This is a genomic window from Bacillus sp. GW823-FHT06B01, from assembly GCF_058952315.1.
In genome coordinates, this window is record NZ_JBXAHR010000002.1 from 231,123 (window position 1) to 253,814 (window position 22,692).

The window sequence follows — 22,692 nt, forward strand, 5'->3', positions numbered from 1 at the left end:
AGGAAATAGTTGAATGAAATGCCAAACAATGATAATATAAAAACGAACACAAGTTCGATATTTATAAACTTAAAAAAGAGGTGTCCGTATGATTTTAGGTATTAATCCGTACTTAGTTTTAGATGGTAGTGGGCAAGAGGCTGTACAGTTTTATAAAGAGGCGTTAGACGCAAAAGTAGAAATCATGCAAACTTTTGGTGACATGCCTGAAAATCCAGAATACCCGATTCCAGCTGAAGCAAAAGAGCGCGTTTTACATGCTACTTTAAAAGTTGGTAATACGGACCTTATGATTTCTGATACATTCCCAGGTCAAGGGCATGCAATCGGATCTCAAGTAACAATTGCAATTCAAATTAGTAATGCAGAAAAAGCGAAAGAAGTATTCGAAAAGTTACAAGAGGGTGGAGAAGTTATTATGCCACTTCAAGAAACGTTCTGGAGCCCAGCATACGGACAACTTAAAGATAAATTTAGCATTGAATGGCAAATCACAACGAACCCTACTGAACAAAAGTAATTTTTAGAAAAGCACCATTTTTAATCGAAATGGTGCTTTTTTTATACGCTCTAATTTCGTAGATTAAAGGGAAAAGGGGGATGAGCATATGGGAGAAATTTGGTATGGCGGCACCATTTACACGATGCGAGAAGAGAATGAAAAAGTAGAAGCTATTTATGTTGAAAAGGGCATGATTGTTGATGCTGGGAGTAAGGAAGAGCTAGAAAGTCGATATTCAGACGTGAAGTTGTATGACTTAAAAGGCAAAACGATGATCCCAGGTCTCGTTGATAGTCATATGCATCTTATTGGGCACGGGGAGAGGTTACTCCGTCTAGACTTATCAAATTGTACATCTTATAGCGAAGTGTTGACTCTTGTTCAGAAGCGAGTAGAAGAAGCGCCAAAAGGTTCTTGGGTTATTGGAGAAGGCTGGAATGAAAATAATTTTACAGATACAAAACAAGTTCATGTACGTGATTTAGATGAAATCTCTAAAGAACACCCTATTTTATTAAAGCGCGTTTGTCGCCACGTTACATGGGTGAATTCATACATATTGCAAGAAGCGCACATAACAGAAACGACGCAAGACCCGAAAGGAGGAAAAGTCGGCCGGGACGCATTGAATAATTTAACAGGGCTTTTATATGAACAAGGACAAGAACTAATAAAACATGTGCAGCCTGAAATTGATGAAGCCTACTTACAAAGAGCTCTGCAAACAGCGATTAAAGATTGCTGGCAATACGGACTTGTTGGCGGGCATACGGAAGATTTAAATTATTACGGTGGTTTTAGAAAAACGCATAATGCGTTTTCTCATGTTATAAAAGAAATGCCCTTTAAAGCGCATTTGCTCGTTCATCATGAAGTGGCACATGAACGAAAAGAATATGAAAATGAGACTTATATTGAATTTGGAGCGATGAAAATTTTTTCTGATGGCTCTTTTGGCGGAAGAACAGCTTTATTAAGTGAACCGTATGAAGATGCGCAGGAAACAAATGGAGTTGCAATCTTCTCACGTGAAGAGCTTGCGGAGTTAGTGAAAAAAGCACGGGATTTACATATGCCAGTTGCGATTCATACAATAGGTGATTTATCACTTGAATATGTCATTGATGCACTTGAATTATATCCACCAGCAGAAGGTTTTCGCGATCGTATTATTCATTGTCAGTTAGCTCGTGAAGAATTGATTGAGAGAATGCAACACTTGCCGGCTATTATTGATATTCAGCCCGTCTTTGTGTCATCGGACTTCCCATCAGTCATTGAAAAACTAGGCGAGCATCGTCTTGGATATGCATATGCTTGGAAGACGTTACTAGAAGCGGGATTACACTGCAACGGTGGGTCTGACGCGCCAATTGAACAAGTGAATCCGTTTTTAGGCATATATAGTGCTGTTACACGTAGAAGTTTTATTGACGGCGTATGCTATATGCCAGAGGAAAGATTAACGGTATATGAAGCTATCTCTTTATTTACAACAGGAAGTGCCTATGCAATCGGAAAAGAAGCGAAGCGAGGGAAAATCGCAAAGGGATATGAAGCGGACTTTACGATAGTAGATCGAAATATATTTGAGGTAGAGGCAGAAGAAATAAAAGAAGTACAAGCAGAAATGACCGTAATTGATGGGAAGATTGTGTATAGGAAAGACGTGTGAAAATATATCGAATTACCGATAAAAAATGACAAGAATAGTGGTCGGTAGCGAGAGAAATAAATAACCGCCGAATTATAGGATCCCATAATTCGGCGGTTATTTTCATGCTATAAAAATGTTCTTTGTACTTTTTCCCAGAAGGAATTGTTTTTTAATTTTACTGTTTTAATTTGTTTATCGCTTAAGCGTACAACAGCTTTTTCCACTTGTTTAATGCTAAGCGCTTCATTATCCATACCGATAACTGGATAATCGTTACCGTCTGGTCGTAGTTTTAAAGTTAGTGTACGCTCGTGATTTAAAATGAATGGTGAACCGAGCGTACGGTATGTGTTGTTATTTAAAGATGCTAATTCGCTTACTTGGAAGCATGGGATAAGCGGATCAACAACCGCACCATGTAATGATTTATTGTAAGCTGTACTTCCTGTTGGGGTAGAAACAACTAAACCGTCCCCTCTAAATGTTTCGAAATATAGATCATCAACGTGAACATCTACAACGAATGTTTTAATAATGCTAGAGCGTAATGAGAACTCATTTAAACAATGGAAAGATGTACCGTGATCTACATCTACCTGAATTGTTGGATATTTTCGCACTTCAATTTCATTTTTTGTAATTTCTTGAAGGGCTGTATCAACGTGATCAATATGGAAATCGCAGTAGAAAGAAGTTTCATCTTTCGTAGAAATCCCTGCGTATAAACAATCTTCTCTAAAACCAGTTTGACGAACGGCTTGTAAGAAAGTTGCATCATCTCCAACACTGACGATAGCGTTTGCATTTTTTGAATGATCTAATATGGTAAAACCATTCTCTTCTAAAATACGATAGATTGGTTTCATTTTTTCAACGAGCGTTGCTTTGTCATCACCATAAAAGAAAAATAAATTGCGACGATCTGCCATTATGTATCCCTCCACTGCAGTTAAATTTTCTGTTCTTCGTGCTACATATCATCCAAATATGTTCCCCGACGATATGTTCAAATAATATATTTCGATATAAAATGTCAAAATCCCTTTTTATTTTTAGAAAAATTTTTATATTCAATTTTAAAGGTTCCTGTTTAATGATGAATAAACTTGTCGATAATGGGTACGGAGTGAAAGGATGATACGTATGAAGTGGCTCGTGATTGGAATAATAATTCTTCTCCTTTTTATTTTGCTTATACTATTGTCGAAAATAAAGCTTAAAGTGACATTTTTATATTCAGAAACGGAAAAGCAATGTTTGTTTCAAGTGAAAATATGGATGATTCGATATACGTTTGATGTATTGGAAAGAATTGAAAAACAACAGAAAAAGACAGGGCAGAAAATCGAAAAAGCTGAAGAAGACGGCGGAATTGATAATAAAATTATGGCACAACTTGATAGTATAGGGGAACTGATAAAAAAGCTGCAAGAAGTTCATACTATCGTTAAAGATTTTCTTAAACGAGTAAAAATCAATGGTTGGAAATGGCACACCCAAATTGGAGCAGGTGATGCAGCTAGTACTGGAATTGTCACTGGATATGCATGGGGGACAAAAGGAATGGCTGCTGGAGTTGTAGGACAATATATGCATATTGTTGACGTACCAGAATTTGAAATCACCCCTGTTTTTCAAGGGAAAGGATTTGCATCAAGATGTGAGTTAACAGCATCTTTTCGTATATTTCGTGCTATAAAAACGGGTATCAAATTACTCACGTTTATGAGAAGACAAAGATCTGGTACGAATGAAAAATCAGTTCAAGCATAGGGGGGATATAAAGTGGACCATCCAATTCAAGGTTTAATGACAACCGCAATGCAGCATTTAAAACAAATGACTGATGTAAATACAATTGTTGGTGATCCGATTAAAGCGGCAGATGGAAGTGTAATTCTTACCGTTTCAAAAGTTAGTTTCGGATTCGCTGCTGGTGGAAGTGAATTTGGTAAAGTAGAACATTCAGGCCGTCATCCATTTGGCGGGGGAAGTGGTGGAGGAGTTTCTATTAATCCTGTTGCTTTTCTTGTAATAAATGGAGAAGGTGTAAAAGTGTTGCATTTAGATAAGCAAACACACGTCATCGATAAAATAATTGAATTAGCACCACAAGCTGTTGATAAAGTGAAAGAAATGATGGATAAACGAAAAGAAGACGATCCTGAATTTCAAATTTAACAAATAAAGAAGCTAATCAATGGATTAGCTTCTTTAATTTTTTTGTAAATAAAGCGATTTTATTTGCATTATCGATAGGGACAAACTATCATTTACAGTGTACATATTTTGTTTAAATAAGGGAGGATTTTCAAGTGGCAAACGTAACTTTTAAAGGTAATCCAATGACTTTAGTTGGAACAGAAGTTAAAGTTGGCGATCAAGCGCCAAAATTCCAAGTATTAGCAAATGACTTATCTCCAGTAAGTTTAGAAACATACAAAGGCGAAGTAAAATTAATTAGTGTTGTACCTTCAATCGACACAGGTGTGTGTGATGCACAAACACGTCGTTTTAACCAAGATGCAGCAGGTATTGAAAACGCGAAAGTATTAACAATTAGCGCTGACCTACCATTCGCTCAAAAACGTTGGTGTGCAGCAAACGGTTTAGAAAATGTTGTTACACTTTCTGACCACCGTGACCTTTCATTCGGTGAAGCTTACGGCTTAGTAATGAAAGAGCTTCGTTTACTTGCTCGTGCAGTATTCGTAGTAGATAGCAACGACAAAGTAGTTTACGCAGAATACGTAAGCGAAGGTACAAGCCATCCAAACTATGAAGCAGCATTAGAAGCAGCTAAAGCGGCAAAATAATGTGAAAGAAATGACCTCTTATAAAGAGGTCGTTTTTTCTCATATATTGCTGCGTAATGGTACCAATATATGAGAAAAAACGTTATATCATATATAACTTAAAGGGGAGCTCTTTGTAGGAGGTCGCTTTTTCTTTTTGGAAAAAAACACTTTGTGGTATGATATAAGTTATGTGTAAAAGAGAGAAGGAGGAATGTACGTGAGTCAGACAGTAGAAACATTATTTTCTATTTTTGATTCTTCTGCGGTAGTTTTACGTAAAGAATTAGATGTAACATATTTAGAGGCGCTTGTAGAAACAGGTGATAACTTGTTTGAAGGAGCAATTTTACAAGAGGAATTATCCGAATCAGCAATTGAAAGGCTGAATCGTGAATATAGTACGTTTAATGAAGAAACATATAAAGGGGAAGAAATTCGTAAAGCATTTCAGTTAGCCATCTTAAAAGGAATGAAAGAAGGCGTGCAAGCGAATCACGAAATGACGCCTGATGCAGTTGGAATGTTCATGAGCTACTTATTCCATAAATTTATGCAAGGGCAAAACGAAATTACTGTTTTAGATCCTGCAATTGGAACAGGTAACTTAATGACTACAGTATTTAATAGCGCCAAAGAAGGACTAGCAATGAGTGGATTTGGTGTAGAAGTGGATGAAGTACTAATTAAACTTGCTTTAGTAAATGCGAATTTACAAAAGCATGCAATCGAATTCTTCCATCAAGATGGACTAGCGCCACTTTATATCGATCCGGTTGATGCAGTCGTTTCAGACTTACCGATTGGTTACTATCCAAATGAAATCGGTGCAAGTGAATATAAGTTAAAAGCAGATGAAGGAATGTCGTATGCACATCACCTATTTATTGAACAAAGTGTGAAACATACGAAAGAAGGCGGGTACTTATTCTTCCTAGTACCAAACTTCATTTTTGAAAGTGATCAAGCACCAAAATTACATGCATTTATTAAAGAAACATGTTTTATTCAAGGGCTATTACAGCTACCTGTTTCCATGTTTAAAAACGAGAAAAATGCAAAAAGTATATTTGTTCTCCAAAAGAAAGGTCCTAGTGTAACAATGCCAAAACAGGCGTTATTAGTGGAGTTACCTAAATTCTCCAACATGAAGGCGATGGAGAACATTATGGATCAATTAAATACTTGGTTTGCAACCCACAAATAAGGCGAGGTATATGTAACAGGGTTAGTAATTCATGTAGTACAGTTTTATATGATATGTCATATTTTTAAATATATACTAGATTAAACTGAATTTTTTTGAAATCTGTAATATATATTTTTTCTTGGTGTTACAATTTTTTCACTTGAAATATATGTCGGACGATGTTTAAATTAAAATCGTGAGTATAAAATTCACTAATGATGAAACGTTTTCATATTTAGTGAATTTGATCAGATAAAATCGAGCGGTTTGTGGACATATCCACACAACTACCAAGAGAAAAAGGGGCGAAAGACTAGATGTCAAAAATCATCGCGATTAACGCAGGAAGCTCTTCCTTAAAATTCCAATTATTTGAAATGCCAAGTGAAACAGTATTAACAAAAGGTTTAGTAGAACGTATCGGTTTAGAAGATAGTATCTTCACTATTACTGTAGATGGCGAAAAACAAAAAGAAATTACAAATATTCCAGATCATGCAGTAGCAGTAAATATGCTTCTTAAAAAATTAACTGAAAACGGAATCGTTAAGTCTCTAGATGAGATTGGCGGTATCGGTCACCGTGTTGTTCACGGCGGCGAAAAATTTGCTGACTCTGTTTTAATTACTGATGAAGTATTAGCTGATATCGAAGAGTTAAGCGATTTAGCGCCACTTCATAACCCAGCAAACCTTGTTGGTATTAAAGCATTCCAAGAAGTATTACCAAACGTACCAGCAGTAGCAGTATTCGATACAGCATTCCACCAAACAATGCCGGAATCTGCATTCTTATACAGCCTACCATATGAGTACTATGAAAAATTCGGTATCCGTAAATACGGTTTCCACGGAACTTCTCATAAATACGTAACTGAGCGTGCGGCTGAATTATTAGGTCGTCCACTTGAAAGCTTAAGCTTACTTTCTTGTCACTTAGGTAACGGTGCAAGTATCGCAGCAGTAGAAGGCGGTAGATCTATCGATACTTCTATGGGCTTCACTCCACTTGCTGGTGTAACAATGGGTACACGTTCTGGTAACCTTGACCCTGCGTTAATTCCATACATCATGGAAAAAACAGGCCAAACAGTAGAAGAAGTAGTTAACGTATTAAACAAGAAGAGTGGTATGTTAGGTCTTACTGGTTACTCTAGTGACCTACGTGACATCATTGCGAAAGAAGAAGAAGGCGACCACCGTGCGAAAGTAGCACTTGATGTATTCGTAAGCCGTATCCACAAATACATCGGTTCTTACACAGCTCGTATGAAAGGCGTTGACGCTATCATCTTTACAGCTGGTGTAGGTGAAAACAGTGCGATTATTCGTGAGCGTGTATTAGAAGGCCTTGAGTACATGGGCGTATACTTCGACGTAAAACGTAATAACGTATTTGGTGAAGAAGCATTCATCAGCTTCCCACACTCTCCAGTAAAAATTATCGTAATTCCAACTGACGAAGAAGTTATGATCGCTCGTGACGTACTACGTCTTGGAGATATTGGTTAATATACTATATGAAAAAAAGACGAGATCCTATAGGGTTTCGTCTTTTTTCTGTTGGATATATTTCAAGATTCCATCTGGATATAGTGCTTTCTCTTTTTGAATGAATGCAGTGAGGGAAATCCATTTTGCGTATGACAGTGTTTGTTCATCTTGTATATTCAGTATTTCCATTTCATATAGTGACATGTCTAATAAGCGTAAAGAATATAGCTGAATGATTTCATGACCAATTTCTCCATCTAGATGAAAGATGTTTTCTAAGCAGCCTAAATAATTGGTGATTTCCACTTCTGTGTGAAGCTCTTCTTGAAATTCGCGAATAACGGTATGTGCTGATTTTTCACCAAGTTCAATTGAACCGCCAAGAGGTCGGTAATATGTTTCATCGCCAGTATGATATTCTTGTACGAGAAGTCTACCGTGATGTATAGCAATGCCAAAAGCTTTTGCACGTGGATACATATATAATCACTCCTTATTTCTTTTGTATAAGGATGATTATAATGTGTTTTGTAATAAAAAGTATCGTGTATTTAGGACTGCGGTCTAATCGTGAGTCCATCAAATAGGTCACTCCAAAATGCTTCATTGTACTGGTATACATCCATAATAGGGCATTTTATAACGCAAATATTTTGTAATCCCCAATCTTCTTGGGCAACAGTTGGTACATCTGCAGGAAGTAGTAATAGGACAGAGAATTTATGTTTAACTATTTGAGATAAAATGTGTTCCAAGGAATGCGCTTCTTCGTATGTTCCTCCAGTTCGAATAAACAATATGGATTCTGCCGTTTCAATTGTAGTTAGAAAACGATGAATTCGATGCTCATAGTTTAACTTAACTTCTGTATAAGAAGGCCAAGAAGTTGGTGTGTTTACATCTGTTTTAAAGTCGTGGCAGGAGTCGATTTCATATAGGTTGTCACGGAGTCTTAATTTCGCACCATCATCCCAAAATGAGATGAAAGATAAGTTTTCGAACTGTAGAAAACGGTCAAATCGATTTTGTAATAATACATTCACTTTTTCTAATGAAGGGCTTAGCATAAAATCGATAACACCAAAAAAGGGTGATAATTCGAATTGATATAACGCCCAAGCAGGCCAGCAGTTTTGTCCTAAGCTGAATACTGCATTATATTCTTTTTTTATATTGGATAGATTCATGTGATTTATCTCATCCTTTTTGCTAATATTTTATGTCACTAAAAAATGGAATGTGAATAAAGATAGACAAGCATATTTGTAAAGAATAAGCAGAAATATGTTACAATAGAAAAAAATCGAACGAGGTGGTTGTTACGATGCGATCGAAGCGAGAACAAGCCATTTTAGACAATATAAAAGAATGGGAATCGCAATTAGTTGAGCAAGAAGCGACTGATTTTCAAAAAATGTTTGATAAATGGGTACATACGACAATTGCGAAATTACCTGAGAAAAAACGAAAAGATTTCTTTACGAAAGCAGATGGATGGCTCTTTCATTTGCATGCATTGATTCAAAGTTCACAATCACAGTTAGACGCGCGTAATCGTATTTTAGGAACGTCGAGATTATTTGATGAATCAATTGAGCAACTAGAAGATTTGAAAGCATTATCTATTGATCAGTTAACATACATAGCAGAGCAGCAAACAGCGCGACATCGCCTATATTCATTCGTACAAGGCGGAGCAACGGGTGCTGGAGGTTTATTATTATTAACGGCTGATTTTCCGGTTATGATTGCATTAAATGTGAAGGCTGTCCAACTTATTGCAACATCATTTGGACATGATGTGAACAAGCCTTATGAAATGATGCTTGCGTTAAAGGTGTTTCATGCGTCATTACTACCAGGAAGGCTTCAGCAATACGCATGGTACAATTTACTGCAAGAGCTAGAGCAAGAAGATTCGTTCTTCTATGAAGGAGACGAAGCGGTATTACAACCAGCTTCTACTGAGGTTGTGTTAAAACAAATTTTGAAAACATTTTCGATTTATGCTCTTCGTCGTAAATTATTCCAAGGTATTCCGGTAATCGGAATGGCAATCGGGTCTACAGTGAACTATCGTTTAACAAGAAATGTTACTGAATTTGCAAATAGATTTTATCAAGTGCGCCACATAGTCGAGAAGGAAAAAAGAGCGTAAAAAAAGCGAGAGGCCGAAGCCTTTCGCTTTTTTTAATTTGTTGCATGCTTTTTGGACATTGGAATAGATACTGGTTGCTTTTCTGCTTTTTTCTCTGCTTTTGGATAATAAATTAAATCCAATGTTTTTGCCTGTACAGCAATTGAAAGAATAGTAAAAGCAATTTCTGTCCAATTTAAATAATATAATGAAAGCGCAAGAACAATCGCGTCAAAGACGAAGAAAATTTGCCCAATTGTAAAACGAGTTCGTTTACTTAATACAATTGTTAAAATGTCGTCTCCGCCGGTTGCACCGCCAAATCGCAATATAAAACCGAGTCCAATACCAGCTAACGCACCGCCAACTACTGCAGCTATAAATAAATTATTTGATAAATCGACCGTAAATGGAGAATAATTTTCCATAAGAGAATAAAATACTCCGAATGAAATCGAACCTAGGAATGAATAACCAACCATTTTTTTACCTAAAAATGAAGCACATAGTAAAATAATTGGGATATCCATAATTACAGTTGAAATAGATGGTGAAATATCATAAAAATTTTGGATAAATAGTGCAATTCCTACAAATCCACCTTCTGTTAAGTGGTTTTGGAAGTGAATGTGATATAGCGCTGCTGCTAAAATAAATGAACCGATTAAAACCATAAAAATTTCTTTAATAATTTGTCGACTTTGGATGTTCCTCATCGTTATTCCTTCTTTCCGTAGTTAGTAGTCCTTTTTGTGTTGTAAACTAACTACGAGCTCACATGTAGCTTCAGTTAGTTTACGAAAAAAACTAACTACGCTATATGTCGCTGAAGAAATAACGAATAATCCTCTCGTCCATCAATTCTCCCTACCTTCGTTTTAGTTTAAGTCTTAAAACGACTAAACAAAACGTGGAGTAGGATTCTTCATTTAGCAATCCTGCTCTTCTTTGTTTTGTTTAGCTAGTAACAATTAAGTCCTAAACAAAACGCTACGTGTAAGAAGAGTCTTTTTTTTGCCAAATTATCCTTCGGGCAATCATAATTTCCCCACTCTCGTATTTTTTTCGCTAGACTAAAGTATCTGAGCTGAAAAATACGCTACGTGTATGATTCGTCAATACGATGCCACATGCTCCTTCGAGCGATCATGATATCAAAATCCCTTCCTTCAAGATTTATATTATTATATCATACTTTCAAAAAATGTATGCGGATGGAAACCGACAATAAGCGGAGGAAATCTACAAAAATTGTTATGTTTAAATATTTTTGTAGAAAAGCCTAAGTTATTTTGCAGAATTGGACAGTGTTTTAATGTTTGTCCAATAAGTAAGAAAGAGATGGCGTTTATTCAGTTGTATCTTTCTGGTCACCTTTATCTTTAAAAAACGCATCCCAGCTAATCACACTTAAAAAAGTTAAAGCGATAATAATGAAAGCTCGCATAAAATTGAGACCTCCTTTTGTACATAGTATATGAATAATTTGCTTCAGAATGTGTCATTTTTTTACAAGTCTTAATTGTTATGAGATTATATCAATATAGATAGATGAAAGGGAGAGAGAAGATATGCTAAAAGACATGTTCAAAAGAAAAGAATTAGTATGCGTTTCATGTCAGAAAAAGATTCAATATGAAGAAGAGCTCGTTGCTTTTGTAAAGTTGCCAAAGGAAAGAAGTATATTAGTTGGACCGTTCGATTTGTGTTTAGCGAAAACAGCACAAGAAATATATTGTAAATCGTGTTACGACAAAAAAGCATGACCCAAAGTAATTGAGGGACATGCTTTTTTCATTGGTGTGCTTTTCCCTCAGATACATTTTGAGTGAGTCGATACCAAAGCCAAAGGTCATTAATGATGGAAGCGAGATCGGCAATTTCTGAATTAAGTTTGCAAGAAATTTCAAAGTTTTCTTCGTTATTTAAATGATGCTGTTTTGCATTAATAGAGTGCTCGAGTTCTTTTATACGATCAGGAATCTTTCCGCGAACTTGTTCCCATTTCAATAAAATAGCATGCTGTATTTTTTCGGGGATATCTTCCCAATCTTCTTGTAAATACGGAATTTCAATTCCTAGATGATCATCGTATAAGAAATACTTTTCCATAAGTTCACCCCCGTTTTCCTGCTTATATTGTACATGAAAACAGAAAGAAGCTCGACGAAATTGTTTGAAAAAATTTGAAAATGACTCTTGATACATTTTGTGAAAGGTGTTAAAGTGTGTATTATTATAAAAGAAAATGAATATTTATTCTTTAGGGGGATGCAAAATGGAGAAGAAAAAAGTGGTATTAGCATATTCTGGAGGTCTTGATACTTCCGTTGCAATTAAATGGTTACAAGAGAAGAATTATGATATTATCGCGCTTTGTTTAGACTTAGGGGAAGGTAAAGACTTAGCATTCGTAAAAGAAAAGGCACTTTCAGTAGGTGCAATTAAATCATATATGATTGATGTTCAAGAGGAATTTGCAAATGAATATGCATTGATGGCGATGCAAGCGCACACGTTATACGAAGGGAAATACCCTCTCGTTTCTGCATTATCTCGTCCACTTATCGCTAAGAAATTAGTAGAAATTGCAGAACAAGAAGGGGCGACTGCAGTTGCACACGGATGTACAGGGAAAGGGAATGATCAAGTTCGTTTTGAAGTTTCTATTCAAGCGTTAAATCCTTACTTAGAAGTGATTGCGCCTGTACGTGAATGGAAATGGTCACGTGAAGAAGAAATTGCATATGCAAAAGAAAACGATGTACCCATTCCGATTAATTTAGACAGCCCGTTTTCAATCGATCAAAACTTATGGGGACGCAGTAACGAATGTGGTATTTTAGAAGATCCATGGGCAGCGCCGCCAGAAGATGCATATGAGATGACATTGGCATTAGAAGATACACCGAATAAACCAGAGTTTGTAGAAATCGGCTTTGAAGCAGGTGTACCGACTACTTTAAATGGCACTGCATATTCACTTTCAGAATTAATTAAAACGTTAAATGCGCTTGCTGGAAAACATGGCGTTGGACGTATCGATCACGTAGAAAATCGCCTCGTTGGTATTAAATCGCGTGAAGTATACGAATGTCCAGCGGCAATGACGTTAATCACAGCACATAAAGAGCTAGAAGATTTAACGCACGTAAAAGAAGTAGCACATTTTAAACCGGTGATTGAGCAGAAAATAACAGAACTTATTTATAACGGTTTATGGTTCTCTCCTTTAAAACAAGCGCTTCATGCTTTCTTACAAGAAACGCAAAAAAATGTAACAGGTACAGTGCGTGTGAAATTATTTAAAGGCCATGCGATTGTAGAAGGACGTAAATCTGAGTACTCTTTATATGACGAAAAATTAGCAACATATACTGCTCAGGACGAATTTAATCATGATGCAGCAGTTGGATTCATTTCATTATTCGGTTTACCGACGAAAGTATACAGCCAAGTGAATCAAAAGAAGGTGGAAGCGTGAGCAAACTTTGGGGCGGACGTTTTACAGAAGAAGCGGAAGCGTGGGTTGAAGAGTTTGGAGCATCCATCTCCTTCGATCAACAATTAGTAAATCAAGATATAAAGGGAAGTATTGCGCACGTAACGATGCTAGCAAAGCAAGGTATCGTTACGAAAGAAGAAGCAGAGAAAATAAAGGTAGGGCTTCAGTATTTATTAAAAGAAGCAAAAGAGAATAAGCTTCAATTCTCGGTAGAAGCAGAAGATATTCATTTAAACATTGAAAAAATGTTAATTGAACAAATCGGTGAAGTAGGAGGGAAACTTCATACAGGACGAAGCCGTAATGATCAAGTAGCGACTGATATGCATTTATATTTGAAAGAAAAAGTAGAACATATTATAAAAGCTACAAAACAATTGCAAACTGTTCTTGTTCATCAAGCAGAAAATAATATTGAAACCATTATGCCTGGTTATACGCATTTGCAGCGTGCGCAGCCAATTTCATTTGCACATCATATTCTCGCTTACTTTTGGATGTTAGAGCGTGATGTGAATCGTTATGAAGATTCATTAAAGCGCATTAACATTTCACCATTAGGAGCAGGAGCATTAGCAGGGACAACATTCCCGATTGACCGAGAATATAGTGCGGAGCTTCTTGGATTTAATGGAATCTATGAAAATAGTTTAGATGCAGTAAGCGATCGTGATTTCATACTGGAGTTCCTAAGTAACTCATCTATGCTCATGATGCACTTATCACGCTTTTGCGAAGAACTTATTTTATGGAGTAGCCAAGAGTTTCAATTTATTGAAATGAGCGATCAATACGCAACGGGAAGCAGCATTATGCCGCAAAAGAAAAATCCAGATATGGCGGAACTAATCCGCGGTAAAACAGGCAGAGTATACGGTAATTTATTTAGTTTACTTACAGTCATGAAAGGATTACCGCTCGCTTACAATAAAGACTTGCAAGAAGATAAAGAAGGAATGTTTGATACAGTAAAAACAGTAGAAGGCTGCCTTCATATTATGGCAGGCATGCTAGAGACGATGACTGTAAACAAAGAAAAAATGGGGCAAGCTGTGACGCACGATTTCTCTAACGCAACAGAAATTGCTGACTACTTAGCAAACAAAGGACTACCATTCCGTCAAGCTCATGAAATTGTTGGGAAGCTAGTGCTACACTGCACACAAAAAGGAATTTATTTAGTAGATGTACCACTTGCAACATATAAAGAAATGAGTCCGTTATTTGAAGAAGATTTGTATGAAGTTCTTTCACCATATGCAGCTGTAAAGCGTCGTAACAGTGCTGGCGGGACAGGGTTTGAGCAAATTGAAAAAGCTTTGGAGAAGGCGAAGGAATTAACGGTAGAGTTTGTAGGTATTAAATGATGCATAATATAGAAGGTAAGGTACTTTTTTAGAAAGTACCTTACCTTTTTGTATTTAGATTTTTAGGGGAGTATCTATCATTTCATAGTTATGTTTCATAATCATAAAATGATGTTTTTCATGTATCGCTAATAGTTGAATAGATTGAATCAGGTTAGGATAGTGAGCAATTGGATCTAAAAATACGATATGTCCTGCAATATTTTCTTCTATATTTTGAACGAGCTTTTTTATTTCATCTGTTTCACGTGTAAGTAATTGTTCTAATTCAGTTATATTCATAGAGTGATAGACTTTTTTTGAGGGGATTAAAATCCAAGGAGCTCTCATTCCCTTGCCATGCTTTTCTTTATATTCGGCATAAATGTCATGTATGTCAGTTGCAAATGGGGCATTTCTTCTTAGTTTTGCATAAGGGATAAGAGTGAAAGAGAATTTAATCGCTACTTTGAGCATCTTTGCAATTAAATATAAGTGATAAAAGTGTTCACCAGTAGACCATTTTTTGTCCTCTGTTCTATACCATAGTTCTTCTTGGGATAGTGAATGGAGCTGAGGAAGGAACTCGTTCCTTTGTACATGTAATGTATGAAAATGTTTTGAGATATTTTCAGATTTCATATTTTCGTATCCTCCACACTTTTTCCTAATTATAACATTTTCCGTGTGGATGTAAGTAAGCCTAGAGCAATGTGCTCCAGGCTTATAATGTATCAATCATACTTATGTCGATCTTCCGTAATTCGAATATACTCAATATCCATCAAATCTCTAAGTAATGCACCATTACTTAGTTCCACACCATGTTTTTCTTTAAAATGTGTACGGAGTGTATCTAACATTTCGAGCTCTTTCCCGTTCACATCTAAAATAATACGTTCAGAATCATTCATATAGCATCCTCCTTTTTTAACATATATATTTTGTCCGTCTATTTCTAAAAAATGTATGTTAACCTAAAGTTAGGAAATAAGAAAGGAATGGAAAATGAGACGTATTTATCCCGCATTAACGGGCAGTAAGACCCCCACCTCAAAATTTAGCGAAAGCAAAGAAGTTAGGTGGGGATCAACTGCCCATAAAAGCCCGATTGGTTCAACTAATAATCAGTGGGGGATGAACAAAACCCCCCCACTGATTAAAGTTTCACTTTATTTTATAGGGATAATTTTGTACACGCTAATTGTATTACATGTTGCATTCCCAAATATCTTTTCATTTGAGGATGTAGAAACAGTACACGTTGGGATATTTATCTTTATTCTATTTGTAGTAGATTGCTGTATTTCAATATGGCTTTCAAAAAGAAAACATGTACAAAATAAAAAAGAAATGGAACGGAAAAAGAGAAAACGTTCCTTTTGGATGACAACGTATTGTTTTTCTTTAGTGATTGCTGCTGCATTTTTTAGTGAGCATATTCCACTAGAAAGATTGGATATTGAATTTTGGGCAATCGTATTTGCATGTTATTTTTTTATGCATTTTCTTCCTTATATGAAAGAAAAGCGAGGAGAAGAGGAAGTTCCGCTTGGAGAAGAAGCGAGAGAACGAGAGCATAAGAGAATAGAAGAAGATATAAAGAAACTCGGAGAACAAAAATGGTATTTGAAATCAAAAATCATATATGTTCTTTGCTTTATGACGCCGCCAATTGGTTATTTGTATGTATTCTTCCTTCGTAAAAAAATGACAGAAGATGCAAAGCAAACGTACTTAACGGTTGCGACGATTATGATGGCGTTATGGTCTTTGAAGTTTCTACCTCCTTATATATTGGCAATTACCGTTGTTGCTATGGCTTGTCTTGTATTTCTAATAAAATATGTGAAATGAAAAACACCAAGCCCATCTGGACTTGGTGTTTTATTTATAAATTAAAGATCACCTTGCTCCTCATCACCACGAACAACAAGGACATCGCATTTCGCATAGCGAATAATATGTTCAGAGACGCTACCAATTAGGAAACGCTCAACAGCATTTAAACCAGTCGCACCACACATAATTAAATCTACTTTATGGTTTGGAGCGATTTCTTTTGAAATTTTAGATTTAGGATTACCAAATTCTAATACAGTTTCAATTTTTTCAAGGCCAGCTTCAAGCGCAGTTTTTTTGTAGTCTTCTAATAAGTCTTCTGCAAATAGATTTGCACGTTCAGCAATTGCGCGGCTATAAGCTTCTACTGCTGAGTATGCTTTTACATCAACGATATGAGCAATTGTTAATGTTGCATTGTTACGTTTTGCGACTTGAATTGCTTTTTTAAAAGCTCTTTCTGCTTCTTTAGAACCATCCACCGCGATTAAAATATTTGTATATGTATTATTCATAGTAAATTCCTCCTAATCATTTTTATTACCGTTTACAACTTTATTATAAAACAAATTTTGGTAATGTGCTTGCCGGAAACGTTACAGAATTTTGAAAACTTTGCTTTAATTCATTTTAGTTGTAATTGAGGCGAGAACTTGTTACATATGAAGTATAGCAATTTAAAAGGAGGCATGTTTGTGAGACACGCGCTCATTACAGCCGGTACGAAAGGTTTAGGAAAGCAAGTAACAGAAAAGTTATTGGCTAAAGGGTATTCAGTAACAGTAACATATCATAGCGATATAACTGCTATGGAAACGATGAAAGAAACATATAAAAATATGGAAGAGCGTCTACAATTCGTGCAAGCGGATGTCACGAAAAAGGAAGATTTACATAAAATAGTAGAAGAAGCGATAAGCCGTTTTGGTAAAATTGACTTTTTAATTAATAATGCTGGTCCATATGTATTTGAACGAAAAAAGTTAGTCGATTATGAAGAAGACGAATGGAATGAAATGATTCAGGGCAATTTAACAGCGGTGTTTCATTTGTTGAAACTTGTCGTTCCGGTTATGAGAAAACAGAACTTTGGCCGTATTATTAATTACGGATTCCAAGGGGCAGATAGCGCACCGGGATGGATTTATCGTTCAGCTTTTGCAGCAGCGAAAGTAGGACTTGTTTCATTAACGAAAACAATTGCTTACGAAGAAGCAGAAAATGGTATTACTGCAAATATGGTATGTCCTGGTGATATTATTGGTGAAATGAAAGAAGCGACAATTCAAGAAGCACGTCAGTTGAAAGAACATAACACACCAATTGGTAGATCTGGAACAGGTGAAGATATCGCAAGAACGATTTCGTTTTTATGTGAAGACGATTCCGATATGATTACCGGTACAATTATTGAAGTAACTGGTGCAGTAGATGTTATTCATAGACATCGATAGAGCGAAATAAGGTGAAGTTTTGAATAATTGGACAGTTTATCCTTTACGCTGAGAGGTGCGGATAATACTGTCCTTTAATGTAAGATTAAATCTATCGGAAAACTTGTATTATTTTTTGTCAAATATTGAGATATTATGTTAAAATATAAGAGCGTAGAAAGCGCTTTAAAAAATGATTCAGGGGTCATTTCATAACTCAAGGGGGAACTAATAATGCGTATCGGTATTCCAACAGAAATTAAAAACAATGAAAACCGCGTGGCGATGACGCCAGCGGGAGCTGTACATTTAGTACAAAATGGTCATGAAGTTTTTGTTCAAAAAGGAGCAGGTATAGGATCAGGCTTTACAGATGAAGAATACGTACAAGCTGGTGCGAAACTTGTTGAAACTGCTGAAGAAGCATGGAATCAAGATATGGTTATGAAGGTAAAAGAGCCAGTTGCAAGTGAATACGGCTATTTCCGCGAAGGTTTAATTTTATTCACATACTTACACTTAGCTCCAGAACCAGAATTAACGAAAGCATTAATTGATAACAAAGTTGTATCAATTGCATACGAAACAGTGCAATTAGACAATCGTTCTTTACCATTACTTGCACCTATGAGTGAAGTAGCTGGTCGTATGTCTGCACAAATCGGTGCACAATTCCTTGAGAAAAACAAAGGCGGTAAAGGTATTTTACTTGCAGGCGTTCCAGGGGTAAAACGCGGCAAAGTAACAATTATCGGCGGTGGTCAAGCTGGTACAAACGCAGCTAAGATTGCAGTAGGTTTAGGTGCAGATGTAACAATCATCGACTTAAGTGCAGAGCGTCTTCGTCAACTAGATGACATTTTCGGTAACCAAGTAAAAACGTTAATGTCTAATCCATACAACATTGCAGAAGCTGTAAAAGAATCTGACCTTGTTATTGGAGCAGTATTAATTCCAGGTGCAAAAGCGCCAAAACTTGTAACAGAAGAAATGATTCAATCAATGGAACCAGGTTCTGTCGTTGTAGATATCGCGATTGACCAAGGTGGTATTTTCGAAACAACTGACCGTATTACAACTCACGACAACCCAACTTACGAAAAACATGGTGTTGTTCATTATGCAGTTGCTAATATGCCAGGAGCAGTTCCACGTACATCAACTCTTGCATTAACAAACGTAACAGTACCATATGCAGTACAAATTGCGAACAAAGGCTACAAAGATGCTTGCTTAGGTAACACTGCATTACTAAAAGGTATTAACACATTAGATGGATATGTAACATTCGAAGCAGTTGCAGAAGCTCACGGTTTACAATACGCTGATGCGAAAGAGCTTCTTGAAAAAGCTCCTGCTTTATCATAATAGAAATACATGTAAGCCCCTCCTTTTGTAAGGAGGGGCTTTTTATTTAGGCTAATTGTCTAGTTTCTTTACAATTTTCAATCCGAACATCATTGTAAAGAAAAGAATGCCGAATAAGTAATACAAGGCATACTCAACTCGTATCATCGAATTTTTGTCAGTGATATATAAAATAAATAGTATTGCAGAACCGATTAAATGAGAGAGACCGAAAATTTGCGCCATAAGTTTTAAACTCATCTTCTCAATTCTTTCATCCATTTCAGGTAATGGATACTTCTCGGAATCGCTCTTTTTTTTCTTAAAGAATATTTGTTTTACTACGAATAGTATCGAGTCTAAGAGTATAAATACGCCAGCGAATAGAAGGACAGAAGTAATTTTTTCTTCATCATTACTAGTGAAATAAAGAAAAGTTGAACCTAACAATAAAAAGGTAAGATGCGAAATGAACTTTTGATTAAAAAAGTTTTTCATTCTTTTTCCTCCCCAGTTTTATCTAATTGAAATAAATCTTCTACTTTACAGTTGAAAAACTCACATAATTTCAATGCTAATTCTAAACTCGGGTTGTATTTATTCTTCTCGATAGCGATGAGGGATTGTCTAGTGATTTGAACAGAGGAAGCTAATTGTTCTTGGGTGATGTCTCTAAAGACGCGGAATTGTTTCACCTTATTTTTAATCAAATATACAAAGTCTCCTTTTTGTAAATTTGTTACATTTATTATATCCATTTTTAGGTAATAAGTAAATAAAACTTTACAAAAAGTAAACAAAACTTTACGTGAAATATAGCTTGTTATAATGTTATTTTTTGTGATAATTTGGAATTAAATGAAAAAATAAGTCAAAAGAGGAGATTTAATGGGGAGTAAAAAGAGGAAGAAAAGGCAAGTTAAAAGACAAAAATATATGAAGAAAAAACAGGAACAGAACATACCTCTTTCAAAAAAAGTAGTTATTATGATAGAAAAAACATTTCGGTATATTTGTATGTTCTTGTATGTGATTTTTTGCGTGTTTTTATGTGGGATGGTTAACAATTTGGGGATAACCCCTAATGTTATTGAAGGTATTTTTGGCGTTATACTTGTTATGGTAGAAGGATTCTTATTCTTTATATTATTTGATAAAGTGTGGCCTAGTCATGAAAGTAAAAAAGATAGAAAAAGAAGAAAAAAATCTTCATACGCTTCAAGCTCATCAAGTGGATTCGGTGACTACAGTAGCAATGATTGTAGCAGCTCAAGTGATAGTGGAGGAGATTGCGGAGGTGGTGGAGACTAAATTAGTTTTTCAGAAGAACGACTAATGAAAGGGTGGGACGAAAGATGGAAACTGTGAATTTAATAGAATTAACGAAGGACATTCAAGATCAACATAAAAACTTTGTCGTTTCAAATGTAAATAGTCATTGCTTACGAATTGCTGTATTTACTGGTGAATATGATTGGCACTATCATTCTAATTCGGATGAATTATTTATTGTGCTAGAGGGAGAACTACTGATCGATTTTGAAGATGGAGAAACGGCGGTTTTAAAGCCGAATGATTCTATCTTAATTCCAGCATGCACAATTCATAGAACGAGAGCATTCAAGAGAACGGTAAATCTTTGTTTTGAAAATATAGAGGCTGATACGATTAAAGTGGAGCAATTATGAAAAAATTATCAGTAGCCGAGTATAGAAAAATCATTCCGATTTTAGAAAGTAATACAAGAACGACGACGTTTGCTTATGCGGTATGTGACCAAATGATAGATGGTGAGATTTTTGCCAACGAGAAGTTAACAGCAGGATTAATTCGTACAACTAACGGTATCTATTATTTATTTGGTGATACGGATGATCACAATTATAACGAAGATTTATTTGCGTATTTAAAAATGGCTATTGAAAAAACAGAGAAGAGATTTACATTGTTCACTTCGAGTGAAGAGTGGGAAATGATGATAGAAGAACATTTTAGTAATGTACTTCGGAACATTCCACGAATGAAATTTCAAAGCATAACCTTTGAAGAGAAAAAACAAGATTGTAACAAAAATACATATGGAGTGAAGCGTATTGATAGAAAAGATATAGCACAAAGTAATGAGTTTACAGAGGGATATTATAAAGAATATTGGGGATCAAAAGAAACGTTTTTGAACAGTGGTTTTGGATTTTGTATAGAACAAGATGGGATGATTGTAGCTGAATGTGTTTCGATATTTAGTGGGAATGGATTTGCTGAAATTGATATTGTGACGCAGGAAGCATATCAAGGGAAAGGATTAGCTCAAGCTGTTGCACAACGGTTCATTGAACATTGCACACAAAATGATATTACACCGTGCTGGGATTGTTATGTAGACAATATTCCTTCGCAAAATTTAGCTAGTAAATTACGTTTTTATAATCCAATAGAATATAGATTGTTTGTACGGAAGAAAACGGGGGAATAAAAATGAATGTGGAGTTAACGAGATTCAAAGTGAAACAAGGTAAAAGTCATCGTGTAGATGAATGGATGCAGCTTCTTAATGACAATATGAAAGAAGTGCTTTTGACATTAAACGACGAAAAAATGTATGTTGAGACAATTTTCCGGGAAATAAGAGATGGAGAAGAGTACTTATATTGGTATTCTGTGCAAGGAGAAGGCGGGGCTCTTGTCGAAAATTCTCATCATGAAATTGATAAAAAGCACTTAGCGTTTTGGTATGAATGTATTGATGAAGAAGTACAGTCTGTTGATATGAAAACAGAAGTTGTTATGATTCAAGATGTTGTGAAGGAAGCGATGAAATAATAGATTGGTATTTTATAACCGTAAAATGGTCTTCTTTTTGGTTGGAATATATATTATTGGAGATGCTGTAGGATGATGATTAGTAATAAATATATCACTCTCGATGAAATAGAAATAATAAGAGAACCTTTAAATAAATTGCATGAATATCATAACAATACATCAAAACATTTTTCTGGTGATTATCCAAGAATGACATTTGAGGAACGTATTGAAAATTATAAACAGAATTCAAAGTATGGAGAATATAGAATTGAATTATTAGTTGAGGCGGAAACAGATAATATATTAGGATTTTGTATAGCGTATAGTAAAAGTGTAAACGGAAAGATTGAAGTTTTATTCGTTGATGAAAAATATCGAAGAAACGGATTTGGGTTAAAATTAATGAATAGTGCAGTGGAATGGTGTAAAGCGAAGAAGATCGATGAAATTGAATTAACAGTAGTGTACGGAAATGAAGCTGTATCGTTTTATGAAAAGCTGGGGTTTTATCCTCGTTCAATTATTATGGCAACTAAGCCATAATGATAGTATGGAGAGAGATGAGTGGGAGTTTTTGTTTCAAAAAAATGATTTATATGTTAATAAAATATATATGAAGAGCGCATCAAAATAGATGTGCT

General features: G+C 35.6%; 29 protein-coding genes. 19 read left to right on the forward strand and 10 right to left on the reverse strand.

The window, feature by feature from the left end; genetic code table 11:
- The first annotated feature begins 88 nt into the window (after positions 1–88).
- Positions 89–520 carry a VOC family protein gene (locus AC1Q8N_RS08200; protein WP_048544430.1) on the forward strand — a complete coding sequence of 144 codons (432 nt, stop codon included), beginning with the start codon at positions 89–91 and terminating at the stop codon, positions 518–520.
- 88 nt (positions 521–608) lie between these two features.
- Positions 609–2,177, forward strand: a complete 1,569-nt coding sequence (locus AC1Q8N_RS08205) for an amidohydrolase (protein WP_098078745.1) — start codon at positions 609–611, stop codon at positions 2,175–2,177.
- Positions 2,178–2,284: 107 nt separating this feature from the next.
- Here AC1Q8N_RS08205 and AC1Q8N_RS08210 read toward each other — a convergent pair whose 3' ends face one another.
- Positions 2,285–3,088 (reverse strand): NAD kinase, encoded by an 804-nt coding sequence (locus AC1Q8N_RS08210; protein WP_048544426.1) that lies wholly within the window; start codon positions 3,086–3,088, stop codon positions 2,285–2,287.
- A gap of 205 nt (positions 3,089–3,293) precedes the next feature.
- Here AC1Q8N_RS08210 and AC1Q8N_RS08215 point away from each other — a divergent pair, with 205 nt between their 5' ends.
- From AC1Q8N_RS08215 to ackA, 5 genes are all read left to right on the forward strand, one after another.
- Positions 3,294–3,932, forward strand: coding sequence for a DUF2953 domain-containing protein (locus tag AC1Q8N_RS08215; RefSeq protein WP_098123524.1), 639 nt, complete (start codon positions 3,294–3,296; stop codon positions 3,930–3,932).
- A gap of 12 nt (positions 3,933–3,944) precedes the next feature.
- Positions 3,945–4,340 (forward strand): GerW family sporulation protein, encoded by a 396-nt coding sequence (gene ytfJ / locus AC1Q8N_RS08220; RefSeq protein ID WP_000350005.1) that lies wholly within the window; start codon positions 3,945–3,947, stop codon positions 4,338–4,340.
- A 134-nt stretch (positions 4,341–4,474) separates the two neighbouring features.
- Complete coding sequence (gene tpx, locus AC1Q8N_RS08225; RefSeq protein ID WP_000024522.1) at positions 4,475–4,975, forward strand: thiol peroxidase; 501 nt, start codon at positions 4,475–4,477, stop codon at positions 4,973–4,975.
- A 199-nt stretch (positions 4,976–5,174) separates the two neighbouring features.
- Positions 5,175–6,161, forward strand: a complete 987-nt coding sequence (locus tag AC1Q8N_RS08230) for a class I SAM-dependent methyltransferase (protein WP_000084362.1) — start codon at positions 5,175–5,177, stop codon at positions 6,159–6,161.
- A gap of 299 nt (positions 6,162–6,460) precedes the next feature.
- Complete coding sequence (gene ackA / locus AC1Q8N_RS08235) at positions 6,461–7,654, forward strand: acetate kinase (protein WP_493521163.1); 1,194 nt, start codon at positions 6,461–6,463, stop codon at positions 7,652–7,654.
- A 27-nt stretch (positions 7,655–7,681) separates the two neighbouring features.
- Here the strand turns inward: ackA and AC1Q8N_RS08240 are convergent, their stop codons facing one another.
- Both AC1Q8N_RS08240 and AC1Q8N_RS08245 read right to left on the reverse strand, forming a co-directional pair.
- Positions 7,682–8,116, reverse strand: a complete 435-nt coding sequence (locus AC1Q8N_RS08240; RefSeq protein WP_048544418.1) for an NUDIX hydrolase — start codon at positions 8,114–8,116, stop codon at positions 7,682–7,684.
- Positions 8,117–8,187: 71 nt separating this feature from the next.
- Positions 8,188–8,823: a DUF1796 family putative cysteine peptidase gene (locus AC1Q8N_RS08245; protein WP_048544416.1), complete on the reverse strand. Its 636-nt coding sequence runs from the start codon at positions 8,821–8,823 to the stop codon at positions 8,188–8,190.
- A gap of 137 nt (positions 8,824–8,960) precedes the next feature.
- Here AC1Q8N_RS08245 and AC1Q8N_RS08250 point away from each other — a divergent pair, with 137 nt between their 5' ends.
- Positions 8,961–9,794, forward strand: coding sequence for an EcsC family protein (locus tag AC1Q8N_RS08250; RefSeq protein ID WP_001256871.1), 834 nt, complete (start codon positions 8,961–8,963; stop codon positions 9,792–9,794).
- 32 nt (positions 9,795–9,826) lie between these two features.
- On the opposite strand, the gene AC1Q8N_RS08255 is transcribed toward AC1Q8N_RS08250, so the two are convergent.
- Complete coding sequence (locus AC1Q8N_RS08255) at positions 9,827–10,489, reverse strand: YitT family protein (protein ID WP_048544413.1); 663 nt, start codon at positions 10,487–10,489, stop codon at positions 9,827–9,829.
- Positions 10,490–11,344: 855 nt separating this feature from the next.
- On the opposite strand from AC1Q8N_RS08255, the gene AC1Q8N_RS08260 reads away from it, so the two are divergent.
- Complete coding sequence (locus tag AC1Q8N_RS08260; RefSeq protein ID WP_098200045.1) at positions 11,345–11,539, forward strand: hypothetical protein; 195 nt, start codon at positions 11,345–11,347, stop codon at positions 11,537–11,539.
- 28 nt (positions 11,540–11,567) lie between these two features.
- Here AC1Q8N_RS08260 and AC1Q8N_RS08265 read toward each other — a convergent pair whose 3' ends face one another.
- A complete protein-coding gene (locus AC1Q8N_RS08265; RefSeq protein ID WP_088064564.1) occupies positions 11,568–11,885 on the reverse strand; it encodes a radical SAM protein in 318 nt (105 codons plus the stop codon).
- A 166-nt stretch (positions 11,886–12,051) separates the two neighbouring features.
- Here AC1Q8N_RS08265 and AC1Q8N_RS08270 point away from each other — a divergent pair, with 166 nt between their 5' ends.
- Together AC1Q8N_RS08270 and argH are read left to right on the forward strand one after the other, a co-directional pair.
- On the forward strand, positions 12,052–13,257 hold the full coding sequence (locus AC1Q8N_RS08270; RefSeq protein WP_000412317.1) for an argininosuccinate synthase: 1,206 nt from the start codon (positions 12,052–12,054) through the stop codon (positions 13,255–13,257).
- Positions 13,254–14,645, forward strand: a complete 1,392-nt coding sequence (gene argH / locus AC1Q8N_RS08275; RefSeq protein WP_098078752.1) for an argininosuccinate lyase — start codon at positions 13,254–13,256, stop codon at positions 14,643–14,645. The genes AC1Q8N_RS08270 and argH overlap by 4 nt, the downstream gene beginning before the upstream one ends.
- 54 nt (positions 14,646–14,699) lie before the next feature.
- Here argH and AC1Q8N_RS08280 read toward each other — a convergent pair whose 3' ends face one another.
- Both AC1Q8N_RS08280 and AC1Q8N_RS08285 read right to left on the reverse strand, forming a co-directional pair.
- Positions 14,700–15,266: a DinB family protein gene (locus AC1Q8N_RS08280; protein WP_048544405.1), complete on the reverse strand. Its 567-nt coding sequence runs from the start codon at positions 15,264–15,266 to the stop codon at positions 14,700–14,702.
- Positions 15,267–15,358: 92 nt separating this feature from the next.
- The gene (locus AC1Q8N_RS08285) at positions 15,359–15,538 is read right to left on the reverse strand and encodes a hypothetical protein (protein WP_000999985.1); all 180 of its coding nucleotides are present in this window, start codon (positions 15,536–15,538) and stop codon (positions 15,359–15,361) included.
- A gap of 223 nt (positions 15,539–15,761) precedes the next feature.
- On the opposite strand from AC1Q8N_RS08285, the gene AC1Q8N_RS08290 reads away from it, so the two are divergent.
- Positions 15,762–16,481, forward strand: coding sequence for a hypothetical protein (locus AC1Q8N_RS08290; RefSeq protein WP_098078847.1), 720 nt, complete (start codon positions 15,762–15,764; stop codon positions 16,479–16,481).
- A gap of 41 nt (positions 16,482–16,522) precedes the next feature.
- Here the strand turns inward: AC1Q8N_RS08290 and AC1Q8N_RS08295 are convergent, their stop codons facing one another.
- Positions 16,523–16,981, reverse strand: a complete 459-nt coding sequence (locus AC1Q8N_RS08295; RefSeq protein WP_001066680.1) for a universal stress protein — start codon at positions 16,979–16,981, stop codon at positions 16,523–16,525.
- Positions 16,982–17,128: 147 nt separating this feature from the next.
- Between AC1Q8N_RS08295 and AC1Q8N_RS08300 the strand changes: the two genes are divergently transcribed.
- The gene (locus AC1Q8N_RS08300) at positions 17,129–17,920 is read left to right on the forward strand and encodes an SDR family oxidoreductase (protein WP_048544518.1); all 792 of its coding nucleotides are present in this window, start codon (positions 17,129–17,131) and stop codon (positions 17,918–17,920) included.
- Between the two features lie 213 nt (positions 17,921–18,133).
- Positions 18,134–19,267 carry an alanine dehydrogenase gene (gene ald / locus AC1Q8N_RS08305; RefSeq protein ID WP_001219390.1) on the forward strand — a complete coding sequence of 378 codons (1,134 nt, stop codon included), beginning with the start codon at positions 18,134–18,136 and terminating at the stop codon, positions 19,265–19,267.
- Positions 19,268–19,318: 51 nt separating this feature from the next.
- On the opposite strand, the gene AC1Q8N_RS08310 is transcribed toward ald, so the two are convergent.
- Together AC1Q8N_RS08310 and AC1Q8N_RS08315 are read right to left on the reverse strand one after the other, a co-directional pair.
- Entirely contained in the window at positions 19,319–19,744 is a 426-nt protein-coding gene (locus tag AC1Q8N_RS08310; protein WP_098078755.1) for a hypothetical protein, read from the reverse strand.
- Complete coding sequence (locus tag AC1Q8N_RS08315; protein WP_141520017.1) at positions 19,741–20,004, reverse strand: helix-turn-helix transcriptional regulator; 264 nt, start codon at positions 20,002–20,004, stop codon at positions 19,741–19,743. Before AC1Q8N_RS08315 ends, AC1Q8N_RS08310 begins: the two co-directional genes overlap by 4 nt.
- Positions 20,005–20,134: 130 nt before the next feature.
- Here AC1Q8N_RS08315 and AC1Q8N_RS08320 point away from each other — a divergent pair, with 130 nt between their 5' ends.
- The 5 genes from AC1Q8N_RS08320 to AC1Q8N_RS08340 all read left to right on the forward strand — a co-directional run bounded on the left by AC1Q8N_RS08320 (position 20,135) and on the right by AC1Q8N_RS08340 (position 22,594).
- Positions 20,135–20,557 (forward strand): hypothetical protein, encoded by a 423-nt coding sequence (locus AC1Q8N_RS08320; protein ID WP_098078760.1) that lies wholly within the window; start codon positions 20,135–20,137, stop codon positions 20,555–20,557.
- 44 nt (positions 20,558–20,601) lie between these two features.
- The gene (locus tag AC1Q8N_RS08325) at positions 20,602–20,934 is read left to right on the forward strand and encodes a cupin domain-containing protein (protein ID WP_046956219.1); all 333 of its coding nucleotides are present in this window, start codon (positions 20,602–20,604) and stop codon (positions 20,932–20,934) included.
- Entirely contained in the window at positions 20,931–21,719 is a 789-nt protein-coding gene (locus tag AC1Q8N_RS08330) for a GNAT family N-acetyltransferase (RefSeq protein WP_098642635.1), read from the forward strand. The genes AC1Q8N_RS08325 and AC1Q8N_RS08330 overlap by 4 nt, the downstream gene beginning before the upstream one ends.
- A 2-nt stretch (positions 21,720–21,721) precedes the next feature.
- Positions 21,722–22,066: a DUF6176 family protein gene (locus AC1Q8N_RS08335; RefSeq protein WP_063260726.1), complete on the forward strand. Its 345-nt coding sequence runs from the start codon at positions 21,722–21,724 to the stop codon at positions 22,064–22,066.
- A 72-nt stretch (positions 22,067–22,138) separates the two neighbouring features.
- Complete coding sequence (locus AC1Q8N_RS08340) at positions 22,139–22,594, forward strand: GNAT family N-acetyltransferase (RefSeq protein WP_098067726.1); 456 nt, start codon at positions 22,139–22,141, stop codon at positions 22,592–22,594.
- The last annotated feature ends 98 nt before the right edge of the window (positions 22,595–22,692 follow it).

What these genes read in the sequence shown, in the direction of transcription:
- AC1Q8N_RS08210 (WP_048544426.1), bottom strand. Translation starts at nt 3,088, where the DNA reads ATGGCAGATCGTCGCAATTTATTTTTCTTTTATGGTGATGACAAAGCA.
- ackA (WP_493521163.1), top strand. Translation starts at nt 6,461, where the DNA reads ATGTCAAAAATCATCGCGATTAACGCAGGAAGCTCTTCCTTAAAATTC.
- AC1Q8N_RS08315 (WP_141520017.1), bottom strand. Translation starts at nt 20,004, where the DNA reads ATGGATATAATAAATGTAACAAATTTACAAAAAGGAGACTTTGTATAT.
- AC1Q8N_RS08280 (WP_048544405.1), bottom strand. Translation starts at nt 15,266, where the DNA reads ATGAAATCTGAAAATATCTCAAAACATTTTCATACATTACATGTACAA.
- AC1Q8N_RS08295 (WP_001066680.1), bottom strand. Translation starts at nt 16,981, where the DNA reads ATGAATAATACATATACAAATATTTTAATCGCGGTGGATGGTTCTAAA.
- AC1Q8N_RS08335 (WP_063260726.1), top strand. Translation starts at nt 21,722, where the DNA reads ATGAATGTGGAGTTAACGAGATTCAAAGTGAAACAAGGTAAAAGTCAT.
- AC1Q8N_RS08310 (WP_098078755.1), bottom strand. Translation starts at nt 19,744, where the DNA reads ATGAAAAACTTTTTTAATCAAAAGTTCATTTCGCATCTTACCTTTTTA.
- AC1Q8N_RS08300 (WP_048544518.1), top strand. Translation starts at nt 17,129, where the DNA reads ATGAAGTATAGCAATTTAAAAGGAGGCATGTTTGTGAGACACGCGCTC.
- AC1Q8N_RS08325 (WP_046956219.1), top strand. Translation starts at nt 20,602, where the DNA reads ATGGAAACTGTGAATTTAATAGAATTAACGAAGGACATTCAAGATCAA.
- AC1Q8N_RS08240 (WP_048544418.1), bottom strand. Translation starts at nt 8,116, where the DNA reads ATGTATCCACGTGCAAAAGCTTTTGGCATTGCTATACATCACGGTAGA.
- AC1Q8N_RS08340 (WP_098067726.1), top strand. Translation starts at nt 22,139, where the DNA reads ATGATGATTAGTAATAAATATATCACTCTCGATGAAATAGAAATAATA.
- AC1Q8N_RS08320 (WP_098078760.1), top strand. Translation starts at nt 20,135, where the DNA reads ATGGGGAGTAAAAAGAGGAAGAAAAGGCAAGTTAAAAGACAAAAATAT.
- AC1Q8N_RS08290 (WP_098078847.1), top strand. Translation starts at nt 15,762, where the DNA reads ATGAACAAAACCCCCCCACTGATTAAAGTTTCACTTTATTTTATAGGG.
- AC1Q8N_RS08215 (WP_098123524.1), top strand. Translation starts at nt 3,294, where the DNA reads ATGATACGTATGAAGTGGCTCGTGATTGGAATAATAATTCTTCTCCTT.
- AC1Q8N_RS08200 (WP_048544430.1), top strand. Translation starts at nt 89, where the DNA reads ATGATTTTAGGTATTAATCCGTACTTAGTTTTAGATGGTAGTGGGCAA.
- AC1Q8N_RS08250 (WP_001256871.1), top strand. Translation starts at nt 8,961, where the DNA reads ATGCGATCGAAGCGAGAACAAGCCATTTTAGACAATATAAAAGAATGG.
- AC1Q8N_RS08260 (WP_098200045.1), top strand. Translation starts at nt 11,345, where the DNA reads ATGCTAAAAGACATGTTCAAAAGAAAAGAATTAGTATGCGTTTCATGT.
- AC1Q8N_RS08270 (WP_000412317.1), top strand. Translation starts at nt 12,052, where the DNA reads ATGGAGAAGAAAAAAGTGGTATTAGCATATTCTGGAGGTCTTGATACT.
- ald (WP_001219390.1), top strand. Translation starts at nt 18,134, where the DNA reads ATGCGTATCGGTATTCCAACAGAAATTAAAAACAATGAAAACCGCGTG.
- AC1Q8N_RS08330 (WP_098642635.1), top strand. Translation starts at nt 20,931, where the DNA reads ATGAAAAAATTATCAGTAGCCGAGTATAGAAAAATCATTCCGATTTTA.
- AC1Q8N_RS08205 (WP_098078745.1), top strand. Translation starts at nt 609, where the DNA reads ATGGGAGAAATTTGGTATGGCGGCACCATTTACACGATGCGAGAAGAG.
- AC1Q8N_RS08255 (WP_048544413.1), bottom strand. Translation starts at nt 10,489, where the DNA reads ATGAGGAACATCCAAAGTCGACAAATTATTAAAGAAATTTTTATGGTT.
- AC1Q8N_RS08245 (WP_048544416.1), bottom strand. Translation starts at nt 8,823, where the DNA reads ATGAATCTATCCAATATAAAAAAAGAATATAATGCAGTATTCAGCTTA.
- AC1Q8N_RS08265 (WP_088064564.1), bottom strand. Translation starts at nt 11,885, where the DNA reads ATGGAAAAGTATTTCTTATACGATGATCATCTAGGAATTGAAATTCCG.
- AC1Q8N_RS08285 (WP_000999985.1), bottom strand. Translation starts at nt 15,538, where the DNA reads ATGAATGATTCTGAACGTATTATTTTAGATGTGAACGGGAAAGAGCTC.